23 protein-coding genes and 1 tRNA gene are annotated in these 23,857 nt (G+C 31.8%); 9 read left to right on the plus strand and 15 right to left on the minus strand.

Annotated features, from left to right (window positions below):
- Positions 1 to 87 precede the first annotated feature (87 nt).
- The 6 genes from EYD46_RS16645 to EYD46_RS16665 all read right to left on the minus strand — a co-directional run bounded on the left by EYD46_RS16645 (position 88) and on the right by EYD46_RS16665 (position 5,137).
- Entirely contained in the window at positions 88 to 2,250 is a 2,163-nt protein-coding gene (locus EYD46_RS16645) for a peptidase domain-containing ABC transporter (RefSeq protein ID WP_130938298.1), read from the minus strand.
- A gap of 120 nt (positions 2,251 to 2,370) precedes the next feature.
- Positions 2,371 to 3,054 carry a hypothetical protein gene (locus tag EYD46_RS16650; RefSeq protein ID WP_130938299.1) on the minus strand — a complete coding sequence of 228 codons (684 nt, stop codon included), beginning with the start codon at positions 3,052 to 3,054 and terminating at the stop codon, positions 2,371 to 2,373.
- Positions 3,055 to 3,132: 78 nt separating this feature from the next.
- A complete protein-coding gene (locus EYD46_RS16655) occupies positions 3,133 to 3,315 on the minus strand; it encodes a hypothetical protein (RefSeq protein WP_130938300.1) in 183 nt (60 codons plus the stop codon).
- A gap of 24 nt (positions 3,316 to 3,339) precedes the next feature.
- A complete protein-coding gene (locus tag EYD46_RS17825) occupies positions 3,340 to 3,492 on the minus strand; it encodes a hypothetical protein (RefSeq protein WP_165454405.1) in 153 nt (50 codons plus the stop codon).
- Positions 3,493 to 3,626: 134 nt separating this feature from the next.
- Positions 3,627 to 3,953: an HTH domain-containing protein gene (locus EYD46_RS16660; protein ID WP_130938301.1), complete on the minus strand. Its 327-nt coding sequence runs from the start codon at positions 3,951 to 3,953 to the stop codon at positions 3,627 to 3,629.
- Between the two features lie 14 nt (positions 3,954 to 3,967).
- Positions 3,968 to 5,137: an HlyD family secretion protein gene (locus EYD46_RS16665; RefSeq protein WP_130938302.1), complete on the minus strand. Its 1,170-nt coding sequence runs from the start codon at positions 5,135 to 5,137 to the stop codon at positions 3,968 to 3,970.
- 196 nt (positions 5,138 to 5,333) lie between these two features.
- Between EYD46_RS16665 and EYD46_RS16670 the strand changes: the two genes are divergently transcribed.
- From EYD46_RS16670 to EYD46_RS16680, 4 genes are all read left to right on the plus strand, one after another.
- The gene (locus EYD46_RS16670; RefSeq protein ID WP_130938303.1) at positions 5,334 to 7,013 is read left to right on the plus strand and encodes a helix-turn-helix domain-containing protein; all 1,680 of its coding nucleotides are present in this window, start codon (positions 5,334 to 5,336) and stop codon (positions 7,011 to 7,013) included.
- 114 nt (positions 7,014 to 7,127) lie between these two features.
- Positions 7,128 to 7,271, plus strand: a complete 144-nt coding sequence (locus EYD46_RS17830) for a hypothetical protein (protein ID WP_165454406.1) — start codon at positions 7,128 to 7,130, stop codon at positions 7,269 to 7,271.
- A gap of 82 nt (positions 7,272 to 7,353) precedes the next feature.
- Positions 7,354 to 9,546: a prolyl oligopeptidase family serine peptidase gene (locus EYD46_RS16675; RefSeq protein WP_130938304.1), complete on the plus strand. Its 2,193-nt coding sequence runs from the start codon at positions 7,354 to 7,356 to the stop codon at positions 9,544 to 9,546.
- Between the two features lie 114 nt (positions 9,547 to 9,660).
- Positions 9,661 to 11,307, plus strand: a complete 1,647-nt coding sequence (locus EYD46_RS16680; RefSeq protein ID WP_165454407.1) for a S8 family serine peptidase — start codon at positions 9,661 to 9,663, stop codon at positions 11,305 to 11,307.
- A 492-nt stretch (positions 11,308 to 11,799) separates the two neighbouring features.
- On the opposite strand, the gene EYD46_RS16685 is transcribed toward EYD46_RS16680, so the two are convergent.
- Positions 11,800 to 11,873: transfer RNA gene (locus tag EYD46_RS16685), tRNA-Arg, on the minus strand.
- 83 nt (positions 11,874 to 11,956) lie between these two features.
- Between EYD46_RS16685 and EYD46_RS16690 the strand changes: the two genes are divergently transcribed.
- From EYD46_RS16690 to EYD46_RS16710, 5 genes are all read left to right on the plus strand, one after another.
- Positions 11,957 to 12,586 (plus strand): Crp/Fnr family transcriptional regulator, encoded by a 630-nt coding sequence (locus tag EYD46_RS16690; protein ID WP_130938306.1) that lies wholly within the window; start codon positions 11,957 to 11,959, stop codon positions 12,584 to 12,586.
- 189 nt (positions 12,587 to 12,775) lie between these two features.
- Entirely contained in the window at positions 12,776 to 13,333 is a 558-nt protein-coding gene (locus EYD46_RS16695) for a YeeE/YedE family protein (RefSeq protein WP_130938307.1), read from the plus strand.
- Between the two features lie 4 nt (positions 13,334 to 13,337).
- Positions 13,338 to 13,751, plus strand: a complete 414-nt coding sequence (locus EYD46_RS16700; RefSeq protein WP_130938308.1) for a DUF6691 family protein — start codon at positions 13,338 to 13,340, stop codon at positions 13,749 to 13,751.
- Positions 13,752 to 14,543 carry a sulfite exporter TauE/SafE family protein gene (locus EYD46_RS16705; protein ID WP_130938309.1) on the plus strand — a complete coding sequence of 264 codons (792 nt, stop codon included), beginning with the start codon at positions 13,752 to 13,754 and terminating at the stop codon, positions 14,541 to 14,543. It begins immediately after the preceding gene.
- Positions 14,544 to 14,646: 103 nt separating this feature from the next.
- Entirely contained in the window at positions 14,647 to 16,059 is a 1,413-nt protein-coding gene (locus EYD46_RS16710) for an MBL fold metallo-hydrolase (protein WP_130938310.1), read from the plus strand.
- 61 nt (positions 16,060 to 16,120) lie between these two features.
- Here the strand turns inward: EYD46_RS16710 and EYD46_RS16715 are convergent, their stop codons facing one another.
- The 8 genes from EYD46_RS16715 to EYD46_RS16750 all read right to left on the minus strand — a co-directional run bounded on the left by EYD46_RS16715 (position 16,121) and on the right by EYD46_RS16750 (position 23,855).
- Positions 16,121 to 16,396, minus strand: coding sequence for an ATP-dependent Clp protease adaptor ClpS (locus EYD46_RS16715; protein WP_130938311.1), 276 nt, complete (start codon positions 16,394 to 16,396; stop codon positions 16,121 to 16,123).
- Between the two features lie 28 nt (positions 16,397 to 16,424).
- A complete protein-coding gene (gene prmA, locus EYD46_RS16720) occupies positions 16,425 to 17,261 on the minus strand; it encodes a 50S ribosomal protein L11 methyltransferase (RefSeq protein ID WP_130938312.1) in 837 nt (278 codons plus the stop codon).
- 42 nt (positions 17,262 to 17,303) lie between these two features.
- A complete protein-coding gene (locus tag EYD46_RS16725; protein ID WP_130938313.1) occupies positions 17,304 to 18,914 on the minus strand; it encodes a T9SS type A sorting domain-containing protein in 1,611 nt (536 codons plus the stop codon).
- A 154-nt stretch (positions 18,915 to 19,068) separates the two neighbouring features.
- On the minus strand, positions 19,069 to 19,704 hold the full coding sequence (locus tag EYD46_RS16730; protein WP_130938314.1) for a response regulator: 636 nt from the start codon (positions 19,702 to 19,704) through the stop codon (positions 19,069 to 19,071).
- Entirely contained in the window at positions 19,701 to 21,638 is a 1,938-nt protein-coding gene (locus EYD46_RS16735; protein ID WP_130938315.1) for a tetratricopeptide repeat-containing sensor histidine kinase, read from the minus strand. The genes EYD46_RS16730 and EYD46_RS16735 overlap by 4 nt, the downstream gene beginning before the upstream one ends.
- Positions 21,639 to 21,697: 59 nt before the next feature.
- Positions 21,698 to 22,159 carry a hypothetical protein gene (locus EYD46_RS16740; protein ID WP_165454408.1) on the minus strand — a complete coding sequence of 154 codons (462 nt, stop codon included), beginning with the start codon at positions 22,157 to 22,159 and terminating at the stop codon, positions 21,698 to 21,700.
- A gap of 380 nt (positions 22,160 to 22,539) precedes the next feature.
- Entirely contained in the window at positions 22,540 to 23,289 is a 750-nt protein-coding gene (tpiA, locus tag EYD46_RS16745; protein ID WP_130938317.1) for a triose-phosphate isomerase, read from the minus strand.
- A gap of 77 nt (positions 23,290 to 23,366) precedes the next feature.
- The gene (locus tag EYD46_RS16750; RefSeq protein ID WP_130938318.1) at positions 23,367 to 23,855 is read right to left on the minus strand and encodes a TlpA family protein disulfide reductase; all 489 of its coding nucleotides are present in this window, start codon (positions 23,853 to 23,855) and stop codon (positions 23,367 to 23,369) included.
- Between the last annotated feature and the right edge of the window lie 2 nt (positions 23,856 to 23,857).

The following is a 23,857-nucleotide window of genomic DNA, read 5'->3' on the forward strand; positions in this document are numbered from 1 at the left end:
GTAATTTTTTTCTTAAAGATACTGATCTAGAATTCCCATTATTAGACCAATTATTAATATTATTAGCTGTATCATAAGTTATAATTGTTAAAGCAATGCAACTACAGGTAATTGTTGTTGCCATAAATTAAAATAATGTCCTTTTGTTGAATATAATTCATCATGAGACCCCGCCTCCAAAACACTCCCTTTATCTAAGACTACTATCTTATCAGCATTAATCACGGTACTCAATCTATGGGCAATTATTATGATGGTCTTATTGTTTTTTCTCAAATTATTAATAGTATTTTGAATGAAATTTTCAGATTTACTATCTAATGAAGATGTAGCTTCATCCAATACTAATATTTCAGGTTCTTTATAAATGGCTCTGGCAATAGCAATACGTTGTTTTTGTCCTCCAGATAAGGATACTCCATTTTCTCCCAAGTAAGTACCAAAGCTATTTGGCAAAGCTTCAATAAACTCTAAGATATTTATGGCTTTACAAATAGCAATAATACGTTCCATATTTGGTGAAAATTCTCCAACAGCTATGTTTTCTACTACATTTCCTGCAAACAAATCTATTTTTTGAGGCACAACACTTACTAACTGTCTTAGACTTTCGTTTTCGATATATTTTAAATCCAAATCGCCTATAGTAATTCGCCCATTTTGTATAGGGTAAATGTTTTGAAGTAAAGACATTAAAGTAGATTTTCCGGAGCCACTTTCTCCAACAATGGCTGTTATTTTGCCTTTTGGTACAGTTAAGTTGAAATCTTTAAATACTTCTACCCGCGTACCGTATCTAAACTTAACATTTTTGAAGCTTATGTTACCTATAGCATCTTTTGTAAGTTTTATTTTGTTATCAGACTCTTCTCGTTCTAAATCCATGATTTCAAATAATCTATCCGCTGCAATCAACGCATTTTGTATTTGTTTATTAGCTCCAATTAAACTAGCTACAGGTCCAGTAAAATAACCAACAATAGCATAGAATGACATTAACTCTCCAGCTGTTATTTCTCGTTCAATAACGAAGTAAGAACCGCTCCATAATAATATTATGGTAAATAATTGAGCTACTGAGCTTGAACTCGTCCCAGAAAAAACCGAATTTAAAGCAGACTTGTACCCAATTTGTAATAGGTTAATAAATTTTGTTTCTGTTTTAATATTTGCAAAATCTTCTAATCCGAATCGTTTTATAGTACCAACAGCATTAAGAGACTCCACCAATTGGCTCTCTAAATCTGCACTTCTTTCCATAATAGTGCGTTCTGTTTTCTTGTTAAGCTTGTTAATAATAAAATAAATGAGCGCATATACTGGGATAACCAATAGCATGATTAATGCTAACTTCCAGTAGTAGAAAAACATTAACCCAAAGGAGAAGCACAAAATGAGTACATTTACCGTAAGACTTAGAGATACACCGTTAATAAAAGTGCGTATTTTAACAGCATCATTAATGCGAGAAATAATTTCTCCAACACGCATAGTATCGAAAAACTGTTGTGGTAATTTAAATAGGTGTTTATAATAGCCTAAGATTAAACGTGCATCAATTTGCTGACCTGTTTTAATGAGGAAAACATCTTTAAAAGCGCCTATTACTATTTGTAATGCTAGTAAGGCAATCATTATAATTCCTAATAAATTAAGAAGTCTAGTATTGCCGCCTACCAAAACAAAGTCCGTTAATTTCTGTATGTAAATAGATGTAGAAAACCCTAGTAAAGTGTAAACCACTGCACCTATGAAAGCCTGAATTAAAACAAATTTATGAGGTCTTAATAAAAACCAAAACCGTTTATAAATAGATACTTTTTCGTTGCCAGTACTAAACGTATCCTTTGGCATTAATAATACTAAAACTCCTGTCCATTCTTTAGTAAATTCCTCATGCGTTTTTTTATGAAATTTCCCTGTACCAGGATCCATTACGGTAACATGAGTTTTAGTAACCTCATAAATTACCACATAGTGATGTAAGCGCTCTTTCACTATAATGTGTGCTATAGCTGGCTTGGGTATTTTAAAAAGGCTTTCTAGCTCGCCACGAACCCCTTTGGATTCAAAGCCTAATTTATCTGCAGCCTCAATAAGACCTAATACATTAGTACCTTTTTTATCTGTACCTGCGTATTGCCGTATGCGAGCAATAGGGATTTGTAATTTATAATGTGCTGAGATGGATGCCAAACAAGCAGCACCACAGTCTGTAATATCGTGTTGTTTTATTTTGATGTTTGCCATAAATAGGTTTTATTATGGCAATATTAGAGAAGCTTACTGCAAAACGTTTGCAGTTGAAATATTTATTAGTAATGGTTTCTATTGGAGGTTAATTTCTTATACTTTTTAAATTATATCTAGTTATTGTATTAGCAGCCCCCAACCGAATATGAATGCATTATGGATGATATGAAAGCTTATAGCAAATGATATATTATGTCTAAGCCTTATAAAACTTAGATACAGCCCAAAGAAAAACTGTAAAGAGATTAAAATAGGTATGAACAAAAAATGAAAAATTTCGTAATAAGAAAAATTAAACGCATGTAAAAAACTAAACATCAATAAGTTAAAATATAAATAGATGTTAAAGTTTTTATTTAAAAGTGTACTTATTTTTTGACCTACAGTAAAATAACAGATTACGGCAAACACAATCATTAAAAGAACTCTCTCATAAAATGTGGCCTCAAAAATGTTAAGCATATGCATATAGATTACTAGTTGTATAGACAGGCTAATAGAAATAGTTAATTTGTTGATTTTTATACTATATCTAAAAGCTAACTCTTCCATAATTGGTGCAATAAAAACTGTTAGTAAAAAAGCATTAACAACGTTAGTCTCAAGGTCTTTTTTACTCTTAAAGATCATAGCAAACTCATCAAATATTACCGAAAGTATACCTACTACTAAAGCCCATAAAAATGTTACAGTCAGATCAAAAATTAAAAATCCCTTTAAAACTGTTATTAATTTCACTTTCTCTCTTTTTATTCTTTTCGGATTTTTAAGAAAAAGAGAGAGTTCGGATACTAATTTCATGATTTTCTATTTAAATCAAATGTATTAAAATACGCCCGTAAATTACGGGCGTTATTTAAATATACTACTATATTAAAGCTATTGTTGCGCTTCATGTGTAAGTATGTGAACGGCTGTAACTACTGTGCCGGCTGCTACCCCAACAGCATAGCCAACAGCATAGCCCACGTCTTCTGCAAAATCAGTAAACCAACCTCCTCCTTCAATTTCAGTTATTTCTTGTATGTTCATAATTTGAACATCTAATGTTTCTATATTCATCTTTTCAATTTTTAAAATTATTAATTAATGATATGTATTTGCATGTGCATCAGTCGCACGATTTGCTCCATCACTAACTCCCTCTATAAAAGCGACAAGTACTTTGGTGCTTGTTGAAATATACCAAGCAGCTGCATCAGTCAACCAGCTACCACCCTCAGTAGTAGTTAATTCCATTGTATTCATTTCCTTGACATCAAAACTATGTAAATTTTTCATTTTTTAAAATTTAATTATTAAACATTAATTCAAAAAACAAACAAGTTACGTCTAACTTTTACCACGTCTGGTTTTGTTTTTATGCTACTAATTTATGCGGGTTGACTGCATAAACCTTGCAGTAGTGTATTTCTCTTAAAAAAATAAGTGCCTCCAAATAGTTGTAATACCTCGTTATTACTTAGTGCTGTTACAGATATACTTATTTGCAACTCATAATCATCGTTATAATAATACGTTTTTATTCTACGGTTATAGGATATAGGGGCACCAAAATCCTTTAACTCTTCAATTAAATTATACAACAGCCGTTCGCTTATATTCATAAAACGTGCAAGTTCTTTAGGGGTACCTGTATTGGCTTGCTCTATACGCTGGTGGAGTTGTTGTAAACGCTCTAAGTGTTTTATACTTTTCATGTTTTGTATTCAGATTAATTGTTTATAGCTACTAATTCGTTTTGGCTTGGGTTTACCCAATCATCTACTTTATCGTATAATAAATCGAACAACGTGCGTTCGGTTAATTTAAATTGAGCATTAAGGGTCATGCCTTTTTTTAACTGCCCTTTAAATCCATTTTTTAAACCTAATTTTTTTTCGTTCAGTTGGCATAATACTTTAAATACTGGCGCATTATTCTTTATTTCAATATCTTCAGCAATATCTATAACGGTTCCTGTAGCTAAACCCCATTGGTTGTAGTTATAAGCATCTACTTGAAAAGTAACTGTATTATTAAGTTTTATTAAACCAATATCTTTTGGTGCAATAAAACACTCTACCAGTAATGAAGTGTTAGGGGATATACTTGCTAGCACTTCTCCAGCACTAACCATACTTCCTTTCTCTAGGGGTTTTAAGGTTACTATATTACCAGAAATAGGAGCTTTAATCACATATTCCAATCTGTTGTCTAGAAGTTGTTTTGTGTTGCTTTCCAACTCAATTACCTTGTTTTTATATTCGGTTAATTGAGATTCCCACACACTCATTTGTTGCTGTTTTAATTGGTAAATGCTGTTGTTTATCAAGTCAAAATCTAGGGTAACATTTTCAAATTCTACTTTAGCTATTACACCTTTTTTAAAAAGTAATTTATTTCTCTCATAGTCCTTATTTAATTTTTTATGGCGGGTGTATAGCTCCTGTAATTTTTGGGTATACAACAAATATTCTTTTTTATACTTTGGAGAAGATATCTTTCTGTTTTGAATTTTAGAATCACTAACTAAATATGCTAAATCATCTATTAATATATTGATGTTATCTGTTTGTAGTTTTAATAAGTTTAGTTTTTCGTTAATAAGAGTATTATCTAAACTAATTAAGGTATCTCCTTTATTGACAAACTGATTACTTTTTAAGTTTACAAAGACGGCCTTACCTGAATTTATAGAAGTAACGGTTAATCGTTCTTGATCTGGTTTTATTAAACCACGATGCGTACTATAAATATCAACTCTAACAAAGGGAAGCGCTACTAATACAGCTATTATTGCACATAAAATTGTAGTGTAAATAACTTTACTCTTTTTACTGTGCTTAAATTGATGGGAATGAATACTGGAATTTATAATTTCTTTTGGAAAAATTTGATGCATTTAAAAAGCTAATTTTAGTGAAGCAGGCACAATTTTTGTTGCACCTGCTAATAGACTAATCCAAAATAATTTATGTCGATATAAATTTTAGGACTGTTCAAAATTGCAATGTACGTAGTAGTTTTGCAAACAAAACACGTCAGCATTTATAAATTTCGGGGCTGAATTTGTAAATTTGGTCTTACAAAAAAATATTATGAACTTATCCTATAGTTGGTTTTTTGTGTTTTTTATAGTCTCAATTTACAACTCTGCTAATTGTCAAGATTATGAACAGGATTCATTAAAAAACAAACCTTATAAATACCTAGAAAAGAAATTTTTTAAGCATCAAGATGATTCTAAGGTAGCCTCAATTTATGTTGATGCATGGGTAAATAAAGCGAAAGTAGCAAAGGATACTTTTAACCTAGCTAATGCATATTTGTATAAGTCTTATAACTTAGAATATAACGAAGCCATAAAATATTCAGATAGTATTGTTTTATTGACTAGAGATTATTTAAATGAAAAGTTCCCTGCTCTAGGATATATGATAAGAGGATATCATCATTATTCAATAGGTAAAGATAAAAAGGCGTTAGATGATTATTTAGTAGCTTATACCTATGCCTTAAAGCGAAATAACGTAAATCAACAAATTGAAATACAACAGTTCATTGGAGGAATGCATTATAATTCGGGGAATTATAATGAAGCTATAAAAATTTTCAAAAATCAGTATTCTTATTTTGAAGCTAGACCTAAGTTTAAAATAAAAAATGGAGATGATTATTTGTTAGTTTTAGATGACTTGTCTAAGTCTTATTTAAGAGGTAAGAAAACCGATTCTGCTCTAATATATACTAATAAAGGAATTAAACTTAGTCTAAATGATAATGAAATGTACAGTCGCTTTTTATTAAATAGTGCTATTTCTTTTTATTATAAACAGGAAAATTCCAAAGCTTTGGATAGCTTAAATAAAGTAGAATCAATGTTAGACAATACTAGTTTGGCAATTTGTATGTATTATAAAGCTAAAGTTTTTCAAAATAATGACGAACAAAAAACAATTCAATATTTTAAAAAAGTCGATTCAATATATAGAAAAAATAATGTTTCTTTTCTTGAATTAAGAGATGTATATAAATCAATGTTTGATTATTATTCTAAAAACGGAACTGAAAAAGAGCAATTAAATTCGGTTAACAAATTGATAGAAATAGATAGTATTCTGGATATCGATTTCAAAGACATTAATGATGGGATTATTAAAAATTATGAAGTTCCTAAGCTTAAAAACGAAAAAGTTAAATTAGAAAAAGAATTAATTAAGTATAAATTAAATAACAAAGGAATAGTATATACAGCGATCATAATAATATTAGTTTTTACTTTTTTATTATTAAATTTTTACAGAAAACAGAAACGTTACAAACAGAGATTTAACAAAATTATTAACGAGCAAGAACATAACAATAACACCAATAAAAGTAAAGCAATTACATTAAATAACAAAAGTAAACATGTAGGAATTTCTGAAGAAGTAATATCAAATATTTTGAGACAATTAGAACTTTTTGAATCTAAAGGTAATTTTACAAAAAATGATATTACCTTAAACAAATTGTCAAAAGAATTTAGGACTAACACATCATATTTATCTAAGGTTATAAACTGTTACAAGAAGGAGTCTTTTTCAAGTTACTTAAGCAATTTGAGAATAGAGTATGCAATAAAAGAATTGAAAAACAATAAAGCTTTTAGAAATTATACAGTAACAGCTATGGCAAAAGAAATAGGATTCAACAACCCTGAATCATTTTCCAAAGCATTTTATAAAAAAACAGGCATTTACCCTTCCTACTTTATTAAACAACTAAATCAAACATAAATATTACTTAAAAAGTTCTCTAAATTTATAAATTAAGAGATCAACATGAAATAGATACTAATAATCATAAGATTTTTGATGTAAGTTTGAGTATTAATCATAATCTTTATAAAAATGAAAAAAGACAAAAAACAAAACGTCAAAAATTTAGAAACTTTTTCTAAATTCAAACTAAACAATACTAACTTAGTATATGGAGGAGTTGGGAAAGACGACGACATTGATAGGAAGAAATTAAAAATACCAGGAAATAAATGATAGAATTAATTAAAATTGCATAATAATATCATATCCCTTAAAGATAGAAGATCTCTTTAAGGGATAAAATTATTTTAACAATATGAAAAAACTGTTGATTACATTAAGTCTACTTTCCATAGTAGGCTGTATTAAAAAAAACAACTTTTATAAGAATTACCCTTCTCCAAAAATCAGGAAAGAGCCTACTTTTGAAAAATATTTTAGTACTACTGTAAATGACAGTTATAGGAATTTAGAAGACATTAAGGACTCCTTGGTTGATAATTGGTACAGAAGTCAGAACATTTTTGCTAAAACAATTTTAGATAATATTGAAGGAAGAGATGATTTGGCTAGAGAATTATATAAAGTAAGCAATAGAAAATCTTTTAAAACAAAAAGGATTAATGTCACTTCAAACAGTAAATATTTTTTCCTGAAAAAGGAAGCAGACGAAAGTTACTACAAACTTTATTACAAGGAAAATTCACTATCTGATGCAGTTATTTTATTAGATCCAAAAAAACTAAACATTAATAACAGGAATGATTATGTCATTAATTACATTAAACCTAGTTGGAATGGTAAGTATGTAGCGGTGTCACTTACTTATTCAGGAAGAGACTTGTCTGATTTAGTAGTGTTAGATGTTACTAATAAAAAATTACTACCACAAATTTTGATTAATGCTTGGCCCACTAGTTTTTTAGGAATTAATTGGTTGCCTGACAACTCTGGTTTCACTTACTTAAGATTTCAAGATACTGATATAACAAAACCAAAATTTAAACAAAATTCCCAATCCGTTTTACACTTATTGAAAGATAAAAATGGAAAAGTTGATTATATTTTTGGAAATAAAACGCATTCAAAATTAAATATTTCGGAAACTATTTATCCTACTACTAAAATTCATTCAGAGAAAGATAAATATATTATAGGTTACCTTTCAGAGGTAGATAATTACTGGAAAGCATATTATGCTAATATTGTAGACATAAAATCTGGAAACTATAATTGGAAACCTTTGTATGGTAAAAAAGATAAAGTTTTAACCCAAAAAGGATATTTTATTGATGATAAATTCATTTTTTTATCAGCTAAAGATGCAGACAACAAAAAAATAATGTCGGTAAATACTTCTGAACTAAATTTTGACGAGGCAATCACTTTAGTAAATGAAAAACCAGAAGAAGTTATTGATGATTTTGAAATAACTAAAGATGCCATTTTTTATTCAACTCTAAAATATGGTGTGGATGCCAATTTATACAGATTAGTTGATGGAAAAGAAGAAAAATTAAAAACTCCCAAAAAAGCAGGTAGAATAAGTTTAAGTAATAAGTCTCCTTATTCTAGCGATTTGTGGGTAGCTATCGAGGGATGGACAAGTCCATACATTGAATATTTTTATAATATTAAATCTAATACATTTTCAAAACATAATCTATCTTCAAATATAGAATATCCTGAATTCAATAATATAATTGCAGAAGAGGTGCTTATAAAAGCCCATGATGGAGAAGAAATTCCTCTATCGATTATTAGAAATATAGATTTTAATAAAAACCATAATGCTCCTGTTTTCTTGTATAGTTATGGAGCTTATGGAGATATCGAAAGTCCATATTTTTCAAGTTTAATGTTAAGTTTTGTCAAAAGGGGAGGTATTTATGCTATTGCTCATGTTAGAGGAGGAGGAGAAAAAGGTGATAAATGGCATAAAGGAGGATACAAGTCTACTAAGTCTAATTCATGGAAAGACTTGATTTCCTGTTCTGAATACCTTGTAGAAGAAAAATTAACAACCAAGGATAAAATTACACTATATGGAGCAAGTGCTGGAGGTATAACTGTTGGAAGAGCCATGATCGAACGTCCAGACCTTTTCAAAGTTGTTATTTCTCAATATGGTTATTTAAATCCTTTTAGAGGTGAGGTTATAGGCTCTGCAGGCACTAATTCTGAAGAGTTTGGATCTGCAAAAGATTCTTTGGAATGTTTGTCTTTAATTAAAATGGATCCATATTTAAATCTTAAAAAAAATGTGGATTATCCCGCAGTCTATTTAACTACAGGCATGAACGATCCTCAAGTTCAGCCTTGGATGTCAGGAAAATTTGTTGCTAAATTACAAAGTAATAATAAACTCAAAAATCCTGTTTTATTGTTAGCAGATTATGAAACTGGACATGGTGATAATCCAGATGAGCTCAAGGTATATAAAGATTGGGCAAACATCTTTTCTTTTATTTTTTGGCAAACAGGGCACCCTGACTATCAATTAAAATAATTTGCTTTTGGATAGGCTACATATCTGGTAGAAAACGTAAAGAAATATAAAAAAAGGCAAAAACAGAGAGATTAGGTTCATAAATACCATTTATAAATGATCACCCGCTTTCTTATGAAATTTATTAGAATTTATTTTCTTTCAGTTATTACAATACTCCTTTTTCAGTGTACCAAGAAAAAGGAGTATCCTCAGATAAAAAAAATAGAAAACCCTTTGGTTTTTAGTGATACGTTATTTGACAAAAAAACTTGGTTTAAGAAAGATATTATTGAAGACTCAATTCCTGGTATAAGTTTAGACAAAGCAAAAAAACTATTAAAAAACAAAAAGCACCAAAAGGTAATTGTTGCTATTATTGATGGTACAGTCGATATCGAACACAAGGATTTGAAGGATCATATTTGGAAAAATTTTGATGAAATTGCCAACAATGGATTGGATGATGACCACAATGGCTATGTTGATGACATTAATGGTTGGGATTTTCTAGGAAGCAATGATAGTATCGATCATAAGTATTTACACTACAGTTATACTAGATATGTAAAAAAGTATGACAGCCTTTATAAGGGAAAAACCCTTAGTGATCTAGATCCAAAAGATTCGCTAGGTTTCATAACATATCAACATGCAAAATACAGATTAAACCAGAAATTAAAATCTGTACCAGAAGAAAAACAATATGCAGAGAATGTTAAGAAATGGAAAGGTAAAGCCAAATCAAAAATTATTATGTCTCTCGGATATGATGATGATTTTAATTTTACATTAAAAAAATTAGATAGTATTAAATCAAGTATAGTTAGGGATAGTATTTTGCTAGAAAATATACAGATTCTGTCTGGATTTATAGAACATGGCTATACAGATGAGTATATTGAGCATTTAAATGTAAAGGCAAGAATACTAATAAATAAACAACTAAATATTGTTTATGATGAGCGAGCGTTTCTGGGCGATAATCCCAGTAATATCAATGATATTGGTTATGGGTCAAACCGAGTAAATAGTAATCTGGGTATATATTCTCATGGTACAAAGGTTGCTGGCCTTGTTGTAAAAGAAAGCACTGAGATTAAAATTATGCCTTTAGCCATATCTGGTCATGGATCGAATCATGATAAGGATATAGCTTTAGCGATTCGTTACGCGGTAGACCAAGGAGCAAAAGTTATCAATATGAGTTTTGGTAAGGAATTTTCAGTATATAAACATATGGTCGACGAAGCCTTTTTATATGCACAACAAAATAATGTATTGTTAGTAAGTTCTACAGGTAATGATTATTATGATGTAGACAATCCTAAAAATATTAAATACCCCACAGACTTGGACGCAAGTAGAAGGATTGAATTTGTAAATAATTTTATATCAGTAGGTGGCTCTACTTGTTATGCAAACGAAGATTTGAATTTCGAAGATAGTAATTATGGTAAGAAGAATGTAGATATTTTTGCACCTGCAGATAAAATTTATACTATGTATCCTAACGATGAATATAGATTCGATAGTGGCACTTCACTTGCCTCTGCTCTAACATCAAAAGTGGCTGCTTTACTATTTTCTTATTACCCCAATCTAACTGCCCCTCAAGTCAAACAAATCATCATGGATAGTGGCGTGGAATATACGTTTTCTGTAAAGATGCCTACCGTAGAAAACGAGAACAGAACTACACCCTTCAATCAACTCTCAAAATCTGGTAAAATTGTAAATGCTTACAATGCTTTAATTATGGCGGACAGTATTTCTAAATAAATTTAGATCTATTAAAGTTAAAATACAACGTATTTATATATACTTGTTCGCATTATAGCTTTAGTTAGCTATTAAAAAATCCAACCTAATAAATTCAAGAAAGCCTGTTTTAATGTTATTGTCCTTGTTTTATTCCTAAACTTCAAACGACGTTAGCTGTTCCATAAAATAAAAACCACGTCTTATTTGGACGTGGTTTCTTGTTTTTCTCGACCTCGACAGGACAGAGATCAAACTTTTTATATAAAGATATTAACCTGATAAATAAATTCACAACAGGATTCGCTAACGCGCATCCCTCAAAGCTCCGCTTTGAAAATAGAAAAACCGAAAACAAAATTTTGAGTAAACTCAATTTCGTTTCCGGTTTTCCATTTATTCGTGACCACGGCAGGATTGTATATCCTGACAAAGCTCCGCTTTGAAAAATAAAAATCCCAGCTTATAAATTCAAGCAAGCTTGATTTAACACTGGGATTTTTATTTTATTCGTGACCACGGCAGGATTCAAACCTGCAACCTCTTGAGCCGTAATCAAGTGCGCTATTCAGTTGCGCCACGTGGCCTTTTTTAGTGGCTGCAAATATACATTTTTTATTAAATCTTAACCAAACTTTTATTTCAAATTTCGAAATGATTATTTTTGACTATGACTTCTACTCTGTTACAACAAAAATTTAGTTATATTTTAGATAGTACTCTATTACAAGAAATAGAAAGCATAGGTAAAATAGCATCATATCAAGCAAACGATATCATTATAGATATTAATCAGCCTTTACACTACATTCCCCTATTACTAGAAGGAAACATTAAAATTCTTCGCGAAGATCAAGACGGTAGCGAACTGCTTATCTATTTCTTAGAAGCAGGAGAAACCTGTACCATGTCACTTACCTGCTGTATGGGCACCACAAAAAGTAAAATACGAGCAGTGGCCGAAAAAGATTCTAAATTACTACTTATACCCGTTGAAAACATGCAAAAATGGTTTCACAATAATGCCAGCTGGCGAAATTTTATTTTGGAAAGTTATCAAAGCCGTTTTGACGAAATGTTAGAAGCCATAGACAATATAGCATTCATGAAAATGGATGAACGCCTCTATAAGTACCTCATCAACAAAACCCAACTCTACAACTCTAGCACCATTATTGTAAAACACCAGGACATAGCAGAAGATTTGCACACCTCGCGTGTAGTAGTGTCACGTATACTAAAACAATTAGAAAACCAAAACAAAATAAAACTAAGCCGAAACAAAATAGAAGTGTTTTAATTTTTTTGCGTCTACTTACCAACAGGCAGCACAAAAACAACTTCTATCCAATATGTGCGAAGATTCCATTCCCAACTCCCCCACCCACCAGCTTGATTCTAAAATTATCACTCATTAACTTCTTGTTATGTAACATGTATTACAAGAACTTACAAGTTCTCATTATAAATTCGCATAAAAACTCTAAACATGGAAACTATTTTAAATCCTTGGCCTTGGTATATTTCAGGTCCACTAATTGCCTTAGTCATGGCGCTACTGCTATACTTTGGAAAAACATTTGGTATGTCCTCAAACCTACGAACCCTGTGTACTATAGCCGGAGCAGGGAAGTTTGCCGACTTTTTCAATTTTAAATGGAAAGAACAAATATGGAATCTTACCGTTGTTTTAGGTGCCATTATTGGTGGTTTTATTGCAATACAATTTTTGTCAAACAACTCAGATACAGATTTAAACCCAACCACAGTAACAGAACTCAAAACTATGGGGTTTAACAACCCAGGACAAACATTAGTACCCAACGAAATGTATAGTCTAGATGTTTTAGCATCTCCAAAAGCAATTTTACTATTGGTAATAGGTGGCTTATTAGTTGGCTTCGGAACCAGATATGCAGGAGGTTGTACTTCTGGTCACGCAATTACTGGCTTGAGCAGTTTACAAAAACCATCATTAATAGCAGTTATCGGTTTTTTTATTGGTGGACTAATCATGACAAACTTTATTTTACCTCTAATTTTTTAACCTTATGAAAGCATTAAAATTTCTATTGGTTGGTATCTTTTTTGGCATAGTTCTAGTAAAATCAGAAGCCGTATCCTGGTATCGTATCTACGAGATGTTTCGTTTCCAATCTTTTCATATGTATGGTATCATAGGAACTGCCATAGCATCAGGTATTTTGTTTTTACAGATTTCTAAAAGAGGTTACATAAAAAGCATAAAAGGTGCAGCTATTTTTGTACCAAAAAAGGAGAACGGGTTTATGCGCTACATAATTGGCGGAACAATTTTTGGTTTTGGTTGGGCGCTTATCGGTGCTTGTCCTGGCCCTATGTATATTCTTCTTGGCACAGGTGTGTGGAGTATGCTAATCGTTATAACTGCTGCCATATTTGGAACCTTTATTTACGGGCTCCTAAAAAACAAATTGCCCCATTAAATGAATTCAATACACATTGTAGGATATATTGGTGCCCTAATTGTAGGTTTGGTTTTAGGACTAATTGGCGGTGGTGGCTCCATATTAACCGTTCCTTTACTGGTATACCTACTAGGCTATAACCCAGTGTTAGCAACAGCGTATTCGTTATTTGTGGTGGGGACATCGTCCTTGGTAGGTACATATCAAAAACACAAAAAGGGATTGGTAGATTTTAAAACAGGATTAGCATTCTCATTTCCGTCCTTTGTTGCGGTATATCTATCAAGACGTTATTTAGTACCCGGAATTCCAGACACATTATTCAGCATAGGAAGTTTCAACCTTACAAAGGATATAGGTATAATGGTATTTTTCGCCATCATCATGATAATTGCATCTTATTCCATGATAAAAAATGGAAAAAACAAGATAATAAATTCTAAAAGCCAGCCTTATTACAAAACATTTGTGCAAGGTTTAATTATTGGTACAATTACAGGAATTGTAGGAGCTGGTGGCGGTTTTTTATACGTACCAGCACTTGTACTTTGGGCAAATATTCCCATGAAAAAAGCAGTAGGTACATCTTTAATTATAGTAACCATAAATTCCTTAATAGGCTTTATTGGAGATGTACAAACTCTAAATATAGAATGGGGATTTCTTTTAACATTCACAGGTATAGCAATATTAGGTATCATTTTAGGTGTGTATATATCAAAATTTATCAGTGGAGAAAAACTCAAAAAAAGCTTTGGGTATTTCATACTCCTTATAGCTACCTATATTATTTACAGAGAGTTAAAATAAATCTAAATGTGATAATAGTTACAAACCATACACTCTAGGTTTATTAATTTTGAAAAAGAATCGAATAGATTCCCTCCTTCGAGGGAATGACAAAAACGACACTATGAAAATAGAACAAATCTACACAGGTTGTTTAGCCCAAGGAGCGTACTATATAGAATCTAATGGAGAAGTAGCCATAATAGATCCTCTTAGAGAAACACAACAATATATTAATAAAGCAGAAAAAGAAAATGCCAAAATCAAGTATATTTTTGAAACGCATTTTCATGCAGATTTTGTTTCTGGACATGTAGATTTAGCAAAAAAAACTGGTGCTACAATAATTTTTGGACCTGGCGCTAAAACAGAGTATGACATTCACGAAGCTAGAGACAACGAAGAATTCCAACTGGGTAGCGTTACCATTAAGGTACTACATACACCTGGGCATACGCTAGAATCTGCTACATTTTTACTTATGGACGAAAACGGGAAAGAACACGCTATTTTTTCAGGAGACACCCTATTTCTCGGCGATGTTGGCCGCCCAGATTTAGCTATTAAATCTGATTTAACTAAAGAAGATTTAGCTGGAATGTTATATGATTCACTACGAAATAAAATCATGACCTTATCTGATGATGTTATTGTATATCCAGCTCATGGTGCCGGCTCTGCCTGTGGTAAAAATTTAAGTAAGGAGACCATAGGTGTTTTAGGAGAGCAAAAACAAAGCAATTATGCTTTACGAGCTGATATGACCAAAGAGGAATTTATTAAAGAAGTTTTAGATGGCATCACGCCGCCTCCGCAATATTTCGCAAAAAATGCAATGATGAATAAAGTAGGCTATGATACATTCGAAACTATATTAAAACAAGGTAATACCCCTTTGTTACCCGAAGATTTTGAGAACATAGCCAACCAAGAAGGGGCTTTGGTTTTGGATGTACGCAACGAAAAGGAATTTGTTGAAGCCCATATCCCAAATTCTATTTTTATTGGGATCCATGGTGGTTTTGCACCTTGGGTTGGCGCCTTAATTACAGATTTAAAACAGCCTATTTTATTGATAACCCCAGAAGGACGTGAGGAGGAAACCGTTACAAGATTATCTCGTGTAGGCTACGATAACACCTTAGGGTATTTACAAGGAGGCATTGAAGCGTGGAAAAACTCTGGTAAGGACATAGAAACTATTACTTCAATATCTGCTGAAGCCTTCTCAAATCAGTTTAATAATGAAACAATTCATGTTTTAGATGTGAGAAAGGAGGGCGAGTATATCGCAGAACATCTTAAAGGAAATAGCGTGCAACATTTTGCTTTAGATTATATTAATGACAACATGAATGTTATTGATAAGGACAAAACCTATTATGTACACTGTGCTGGTGGGTATCGGTCTGTAATTGCTGCATCTATTTTAAAAGCACGTGGTTTTGATAAATTGGTTGACATTGCAGGTGGTTTTGCTGCAATAAAAAATACAGGTTTACCTACTACTGATTTTGTGTGTCCCTCATCTTTATAAACAAAAAAAGACCTACCAGATTTAAAAACTTAGTAGGTCAGCATATATTTTAATAAAACATCTAGACAATTTCAGCACTCAATCCAGCTTCAAGAAGTTTAGAACAGCGTGGTTTTAAATCGTCATATTCTCCTGTTTTAACAGTACATTTTCCTTTGTAATGCACAATTAAAGAACATTGTTCTGCTTGTTCTGAAGTATGGTCACAAGCGTAAATTAACGTATCGATAACATGATCAAACGTATTTACATCGTCATTGTATAATACAATTTCGTTTTGTCTTAAAACATCTTCTTCGAGTAATAACTCTTCGGATACTTTTTCTTTTGAACTCATTTTTAATCTTTAGGAAACAATTTTTATACTAATTTAAAAATTTTAATGATACCCAATTGTTCTTCTCCAATTTTTCTTCAAATTTTAACAGATGCTTTTCGCATTCTGCCTTAATCATCGGTATATCATTGTTGTAGAATCCACTTAAAAACAACATCCCTTTTTTATTTAGGCATGATATATAAGTTTCCATATCCTGCATTAAAATATTACGATTAATATTCGCTATAATGATGTCATACTTATTTTTACCCAATACAGATGCATCTCCTTCTATCACTGTGATGTGTTTACATTGATTACGCTCTACATTTTCTATACTGTTTAAATAGCACCAATTATCGTAATCTACAGCATCTATAGGTTTTGCTCCTTTTTGTTCAGCTAATATTGCTAAAACGCCTGTACCACAGCCCATATCTAAAATCGACTTGTCTTTAAAATCGTTTTTTAAAATATGCTGAATCATCATGTGTGTAGTCTCATGATGTCCTGTACCAAAACTCATTTTGGGTTCGATAACAATATCGTATTGGGTATTAAATGACTCATGAAATGGTGCTCTAACTGCACAAATATCATCAACAACAATAGGATTAAAATTCTTTTCCCATTCTGCATTCCAATTGGTTTGCTGTATCTCTTCAAAAGTGAATGTTATAGTAAACTCTTCAGAATTCAATATTTGGATATCTTCTAAAATATCCGCTCTCCACTCTTCTTTTTGAATGTATGCTGTTACGCCTTCTTCAGTTTCCACAAAACTCTCAAAACCTGCATATCCTAATTCTGCAATTAGGATTTCTACTGCTGGCTGCAATGGTTTTACTTTGAAATAGTAGCCAATGTAAATAATGTTTGACATGTAACAATTTTAGACTGCAAAGTTACACGTAATTTTCTCAAATTAGTGTTTAACGACCTTCAATACAGAAATGATTTTATTTTCGGTCATTATCTCAACCATATATATTCCTTTTGGTTGGTAAAATTCTAATTGAATTGATTTTGAGTTTAGATATGTTTTAGAAATAATTTTTTGCCCTAAAATATTGCTTACATTGATAGTAGTATTGGTATAATACGTTCCTAAATCAAGATTAAGCATTTCTTTAATTGGGTTTGGGTAAGCCCTAATGTTAGAATTAGCATCTTTATCAACTATGCTTAACGTAGCTAATGAACTTAAAGTATTAGGCTCATTAACATCAAATAGGTAGGCTGCTCCCGCTTGCGATAATGGATTCAATCCCATAACATCATCATCTTGCTCATAAGCTCCAACTATTGCAAAACCGCCACTAATCGCAACATCATATCCAAAATCATCTCCAGAATTTACTGCATCATCATACATGACAGCAGTTTGATTCCAATCCCCATTAGTATCTTTTTCGAATATAAAAGCTGCACCTCCAAAGGATACACTTCCTATATCCATAAAATGAGCTCCAACAATCATACGATTACCATATATATCTACAGAATGTCCAAATTTTGATTGATGTATTAATGCATCTGGTTTAATTTTTTGAGTTTCAATATAAACGCCATTTACATCCCTTTCAAACACAAATACAGCACCATATTGCGTACTTAAATTACCTTGTAAGTATTCGTTAGCAGCACCAATTACCAATGTGTTCCCGTATAGGTCGACTGACCGACCAAACCATTCTCCTTGTTCTCTACCTGACGCTACAATTTTTTGAATTTGGTTCCAAACACCATTAGTATCACGCTCAAAAACATATACTGCTCCTGCACTGGGAATTTCATTTTCTCCTAAAACGTCTGTATCATCCCTAAATGCACCAACAGCAATAATATCTCCTAAAACAGCAAGAGATGTATCTCCCCAACGCTCATTTACACCTCTAAAACTGGATACTATTTTCTGCACTTCATTCCAAACACCATTGGTATCTCGTTCATATATATAGCATGCTCCTGATTTATCAATATCATCCTGCCCTGCAAGTCCTTTATCTTCCAAAGGAGCATTAACTACAGCATAATTACCATTTATAGCAACCGTTTCTCCTAAAAGTGGTTGAAATGTTTCTCTATCTGAAGCTACTAGTTTTTGGATTTCATTCCAATTACCATTGTTATCTCTTTCAAAAATATAAGCAGCACCTGAAGAATCTATAAAATTATTTCCATTCTCATCAAAATCTTGACTACGCGCACCAATAATCATATAATTACCGTCTATAGCTATAGATTGCCCAAATCTATCAAACTGTCTTACATCAGAATTACGGAATTTTTGAGTTTCTACCCAATTACCTGTAGCATCTTTTTCAAAAATATAAACTGCGCCATAATCACTACTTGAACCATCTTCAGATTTAGCTCCAATTGCAACTAAATCTCCTTGCATGACAACAGACCAACCAAATTCATCTCCTATAGCTCTGTCATCAGGTGTAAGTTTTTGTATTTCTCCCCAACCTTGTGCATTTAAATAATTTGAAATAACGAGTAATCCAGTAAAAAGTAATAAACGAAACATAGTATAATTTTATAATTAAAAACTTTAATAAAATTACTTTGACTGTCTCGATAATAGTTAAGGGCATTCCTTGATTTGTGAAAAATCAGGGAATACCCTTAGATTATAATTTTAATATTGAAAAACCATTTTAGATTCGACTTAACGAGGCATTCTAAATCAATCCATTTTCAATTGCTGCCTTAATAATTCCAACACTATTTTTTGCACCAAGCTTACTCATAATATTCATACGGTGTGTTTCTACAGTTTTTGGGCTGATGAAGAGTTTTTTAGATATTTCTTGAGTTGTCAATTCTTCGGCAATAGCCTGCAAAACTTCATTTTCTCTTCTAGTCAATTTTACCAAAAGTGGGTTTTTTGATGTTTTCCCAATGGAAAGATTAAGCAGTTTCTTTTCTATATCTCTTTGTAAATATTGCTCGCCATTTAACACCGCTTTAAAGGCTGTTAATAATTCTAGCTTATCAGTATTTTTCAACAAATAACCATCGGCTCCATTGCTAAGCATTCTTTTAATAAATGATACATCATCATAATTAGATATGGCTATTATTTTTAAATTTTTGTTAGATGATTTTAATTCTTTACATAGGTTAATACCGTTAATGTCTGGAAGGTTAATATCTAATAATAATATATCTGGATTATCTTTTTGAACATTATCCAGTGTTTGCTTTCCACTATTATAAAGTCCCACAATACTAATCTCTTTAGTTTCTGCAAGCATAGTTTCAATACCTTTTAAAACCATTTGATGATCATCAGTTATTGCTATCTTGGTTATCATATAATTTCTTTTGCATCTATATCTATAACATAAGACGTCCCTTTATTATCAGAAGTAACATCTAACTTGGCATTAAGATATTTTATTCTAGAGTAAACATTTTGAAGCCCAATACCATTATTTCCTTTTTTGTTTATGTCGAACCCCTTTCCGTTATCCTCTATCGTTAATTGAATACTATCATCCTGATGGCTTATTTGCACATGGATCTCTGTTGCTTCTGCATGTTTAATACTATTATTTACCAATTCTTGTACTATCCTAAATATGTTTACTTCTGCCTTTTTTGAGAGCGCTATTGCATTACCCAGGTGTTGAAATGTAATACGCATATCATGAATAGCATTTGATGTACTACAATAGTCTTCAATAGCTTCAACTAAGCTAAAATTCTTTAATGCAGGCGGCACCAAATTATGTGAAATGGCACGTACTTGTTTGCAAGATTTATCAATCATGGATACAGCTTCGTTTATCACTTGGTTATTCTTTTCTAAAAGAGACGTGAGTTTATACTTTATAGCTGATAAATCTACATTAACACCATCATGCAACTCCTGTGCAATGCGTAAACGTTCTTTTTCTTCGCCTTCCATAAGTAATTCCAATGTTTGTACTTGTTGCTCCCGTTTTAAACTTAAGATTTCTTGATTTTTCTGCTTTTGGCGCTGTTGGTACAAAAACCAAATCAAAACACATGTTAGTAAAAGTACTATAACCAACCCTATCATAATTTTTTGTTGGGAGCTTTTCTTTTGGATTTCTAGTTGTTGTTGCTCAATATCTAGCTGTTGTTCTGCAATCTCTTTGTCTTTTTTAGCTGTTTCAAATTTTACTTGTAATGCGTTTAAACTTTCTTTGCTTTCTGTATTAAAAATTGAGTCTCGGGCAGTTTCATGTTGTAATCTGTATGCATAAGCTTTTTTAAAATTTGATTCTTTAGAATAAATATCTGCTAAAATTTTTGTAACTATTTTTATCTCAGGCAAAACTTCGTTCTCAATAGCCAATTCTAGAGCTTCATTCAAGTATGTTTTTGCCTTGGAATATTGATTATTTTTAAAGTATAAATTGCCTAACTCTCTATTGACATTGATATATTCTCTTGAATAATTAGATTCAAGAAGGATTTCCCTTGCATCAAGCAAATACTTTATCCCCTTATCAACATCAAATAAAGCATGTATACTCCCTAAAGAATGTAGAGATTTCCCTATCAAGTTTTTATGCTGAATCTTTTTAGCTACCTCTAGTGCACTATTAGCATAATCTATGGCACTTTTATAATCTTCTTTTTTAAAGTACATCTCAGAAATATTGCTATTTGTGTTTGCAATATCCCGTTCAACGTTTTTAGCAGTAAAAAGTACTTTGGCATTTTTAAAATTAGAAATTGCTTTATCATAGCTTTCCATTTCCCCATACAATACAGCTATACTATTTAAAGTAGATGCTATTGCAAAAGTATCTTTACGTGTTTGAAAAATACTTAGTATCTCTAAATAAGTACTTAAGCTTTTTTCTAAATCTCCTAAATTTCTATGTATAACTCCAACCTGAAACATTGCATAAGGTTTCATTAAAGAGTCGTTTTCAAAATAGTCTATATTTTTGTGTAAATGAGATAATGCTTTAGAATAATTGCCGGCCAATCGTTCTAAAACACCATATGCAAAATGATTCTTCGCCTCTAAATCCTTATGACCAGAACGTGATGCATAATACATTGAACTGTCTGTATATAACCGCATTAGTTTAAGATCAGATAATTTTTGGGCACTATATGCTGCGGCATCATAATATTTACTTGCCCTTAAGCTGTCAGACTTTTGCTCTACGATAACTTTTGAAATGCTATCATAAAAATGTTTATTTTGGGAATAACTGCTACCAGCAATTACAATTAGGGCTATATACAGAACACAATTTTTCAATTAAAAGTTTTTATAGTTACTTACAAGATACCTAATTTCATATTAATTCTTTTAAATGACTAATTTGAAACTTTAGACAATTGTAAAACTTCTGGTGTGTTGTTACTATAAAGTTCTCTAAAGCTTATAACAGTAGCATCGCTATTAACCTCTGTAACTAACCAATCCTCAACTAAATCGTCTAAATCAGCATTACCAAGATCGTCCAGATCAAAATCAGTATAAACCACCCACATATTTTCTCCTTCAATGTCTTGTTGAAACACCTCAACCAAAGTAGATTGAGATGCCCCGTTATAAGATACAATAGCAGTTTCCTGCTCAACATTAAAAGTAAATTCATAGCCATTAAACTCTGAAGTTCGGTTACTACTCTCATCGGTAAATAAACTAATGCGCCAAGTTCCGTTAAGAAGCTCTGGCGAGAACCCCATAGTTGTAATGTCATTATCATCTTTACTACAACTTAAAATTGTAGCAACCATTATTACTATAGTTAAACATCTGCATAAAATTTTCATAACTTATTGTATTAATATTTATAGTTGCAAGCTATTGTATATCAATATAAAATAGTTAAGGGCATTCCTTGATTTGTAAAAAATCAGGGAATACCCTTAAGCCTGCAGTATTTTTTATTTGGGGCATTACCCACAAGGGGTCGGGCTTTCACTACTCAATCCCTCCTCCGTCGGGGATTTCAAACAGACCGTTCAATCCCTAATGCGGAAGTACCGGCAAAAAACAGTCTTTTAAAACAAAAGTTCCTCTCTATTTTGGTACTTTTTTGAAAATAAAAAAACCTGAAAGGCATTACCTGACAGGTTTTTTATTATAAGATACTAAAATACTGAAACAAGTTCAGTACAGGCAAGTTCAGCATGACAAAATGCTTTATTCCTTAGAATGCATTTACAATAGCAAAGAAATCTTCTGCTTTTAGTGAAGCACCTCCTATCAAGCCACCATCAACATCTGGTTTAGAGAAAATCTCTTGTGCATTTGCTGGTTTTACGCTTCCGCCGTAAAGGATAGAGACTTCATCAGCAACTTCAGCACCATACTTAGCTGCTAACGTTTTTCTGATAAAGGCATGCATATCTTGTGCTTGCTCTGGTGTTGCAGTTTCTCCTGTACCTATAGCCCAAACTGGTTCGTAAGCTAAAACTATGTTTTTAAATGCGCTTGCTTCTAAATGAAATAACGCATTTTTAATTTGACTTTCTACAACTGCTTCCTCATTTCCTGCTTTTCTATCAGCCAATTCTTCTCCAAAGCAAAAAATAGTGCGCATACCATTGGCTAATGCTGCATCTACTTTTTGAGCTAATGACGCATCAGTTTCGTTGAAATATTCGCGACGCTCACTATGTCCTAGAATTACAGTGTTTATACCAACACTCTTTAACATATCTGCACTAACTTCTCCTGTGTAAGCACCATTAGATGCAAAATGCATATTTTGCGCAATAGCCTCAATTCCAGAACCTTCTAAAGCTTTTGTTGCTATAGCTAGGTTTGTAAATGTTGGTGCTACCATTACTTCTGCGTTACCAGAATTAGTTTGTTGTTTTAAATCTGAAATTAACGCTTCGGTTTGTGCCAAATCGTTATTCATTTTCCAGTTTCCAGCTACGATATGTTTTCTCATTCCCATACTAACCTTCCCCAAGGGAAGGGACTTTTATTTTGTAGTTAATAAATTAAATTTTTGCGCTACAAAACTACTTAATTTTTCAGAGCTTTTATTAACTTATTATCATCAGCTTCAATAACATTAAATACAACGATTTCGCTAGCCTTATTTATTACCATATATCGTGGAATCCAGCTAATATTTACAAAATCACCAAAGGCTGATTTTTTGGCTTTTGGCAAGTAATAATGTTCTCCTTCTACATTGTATCGTTTTATTCCTCGCTTCCAGGCTTCTATTCCTTTATCTAATGAAAAGAATAAATACACCACATCTGTATATTCTTTTTGAAGTGCCTTTACTTTAGGCATACCTCTTATACAATCACCACACCAAGATGCCCAAATATCTATAACTATAGTTTTGCCCTTGTGTTTCTCTAAGATTGATTGTAGGGTAACTTTGCTTCCCTCTAAAGTTATAAATGTATCGTTTAATGCAGCTTCATCAAATTGTGTTGGCGGTTCTGCACAACTTAAGTAGCTTAACAACATTAATAATAAATAACTTATCTTTTTCATAT

It is taken from the genome of Hyunsoonleella pacifica, assembly GCF_004310335.1.
GTDB classification, from domain to species: Bacteria; Bacteroidota; Bacteroidia; order Flavobacteriales; family Flavobacteriaceae; genus Jejuia; species Jejuia pacifica.

What these genes read in the sequence shown, in the direction of transcription:
- EYD46_RS16700 (WP_130938308.1), top strand. Translation starts at nt 13,338, where the DNA reads ATGAAAGCATTAAAATTTCTATTGGTTGGTATCTTTTTTGGCATAGTT.
- EYD46_RS16730 (WP_130938314.1), bottom strand. Translation starts at nt 19,704, where the DNA reads ATGATAACCAAGATAGCAATAACTGATGATCATCAAATGGTTTTAAAA.
- EYD46_RS16695 (WP_130938307.1), top strand. Translation starts at nt 12,776, where the DNA reads ATGGAAACTATTTTAAATCCTTGGCCTTGGTATATTTCAGGTCCACTA.
- EYD46_RS16715 (WP_130938311.1), bottom strand. Translation starts at nt 16,396, where the DNA reads ATGAGTTCAAAAGAAAAAGTATCCGAAGAGTTATTACTCGAAGAAGAT.
- EYD46_RS16740 (WP_165454408.1), bottom strand. Translation starts at nt 22,159, where the DNA reads ATGAAAATTTTATGCAGATGTTTAACTATAGTAATAATGGTTGCTACA.
- EYD46_RS16710 (WP_130938310.1), top strand. Translation starts at nt 14,647, where the DNA reads ATGAAAATAGAACAAATCTACACAGGTTGTTTAGCCCAAGGAGCGTAC.
- tpiA (WP_130938317.1), bottom strand. Translation starts at nt 23,289, where the DNA reads ATGAGAAAACATATCGTAGCTGGAAACTGGAAAATGAATAACGATTTG.
- EYD46_RS16680 (WP_165454407.1), top strand. Translation starts at nt 9,661, where the DNA reads ATGAAATTTATTAGAATTTATTTTCTTTCAGTTATTACAATACTCCTT.
- EYD46_RS17825 (WP_165454405.1), bottom strand. Translation starts at nt 3,492, where the DNA reads ATGGAATTAACTACTACTGAGGGTGGTAGCTGGTTGACTGATGCAGCT.
- prmA (WP_130938312.1), bottom strand. Translation starts at nt 17,261, where the DNA reads ATGTCAAACATTATTTACATTGGCTACTATTTCAAAGTAAAACCATTG.
- EYD46_RS16725 (WP_130938313.1), bottom strand. Translation starts at nt 18,914, where the DNA reads ATGTTTCGTTTATTACTTTTTACTGGATTACTCGTTATTTCAAATTAT.
- EYD46_RS16660 (WP_130938301.1), bottom strand. Translation starts at nt 3,953, where the DNA reads ATGAAAAGTATAAAACACTTAGAGCGTTTACAACAACTCCACCAGCGT.
- EYD46_RS16665 (WP_130938302.1), bottom strand. Translation starts at nt 5,137, where the DNA reads ATGCATCAAATTTTTCCAAAAGAAATTATAAATTCCAGTATTCATTCC.
- EYD46_RS16705 (WP_130938309.1), top strand. Translation starts at nt 13,752, where the DNA reads ATGAATTCAATACACATTGTAGGATATATTGGTGCCCTAATTGTAGGT.
- EYD46_RS16645 (WP_130938298.1), bottom strand. Translation starts at nt 2,250, where the DNA reads ATGGCAAACATCAAAATAAAACAACACGATATTACAGACTGTGGTGCT.
- EYD46_RS16690 (WP_130938306.1), top strand. Translation starts at nt 11,957, where the DNA reads ATGACTTCTACTCTGTTACAACAAAAATTTAGTTATATTTTAGATAGT.
- EYD46_RS16750 (WP_130938318.1), bottom strand. Translation starts at nt 23,855, where the DNA reads ATGAAAAAGATAAGTTATTTATTATTAATGTTGTTAAGCTACTTAAGT.
- EYD46_RS16655 (WP_130938300.1), bottom strand. Translation starts at nt 3,315, where the DNA reads ATGAATATAGAAACATTAGATGTTCAAATTATGAACATACAAGAAATA.
- EYD46_RS16650 (WP_130938299.1), bottom strand. Translation starts at nt 3,054, where the DNA reads ATGAAATTAGTATCCGAACTCTCTCTTTTTCTTAAAAATCCGAAAAGA.
- EYD46_RS16675 (WP_130938304.1), top strand. Translation starts at nt 7,354, where the DNA reads ATGAAAAAACTGTTGATTACATTAAGTCTACTTTCCATAGTAGGCTGT.
- EYD46_RS16670 (WP_130938303.1), top strand. Translation starts at nt 5,334, where the DNA reads ATGAACTTATCCTATAGTTGGTTTTTTGTGTTTTTTATAGTCTCAATT.
- EYD46_RS17830 (WP_165454406.1), top strand. Translation starts at nt 7,128, where the DNA reads ATGAAAAAAGACAAAAAACAAAACGTCAAAAATTTAGAAACTTTTTCT.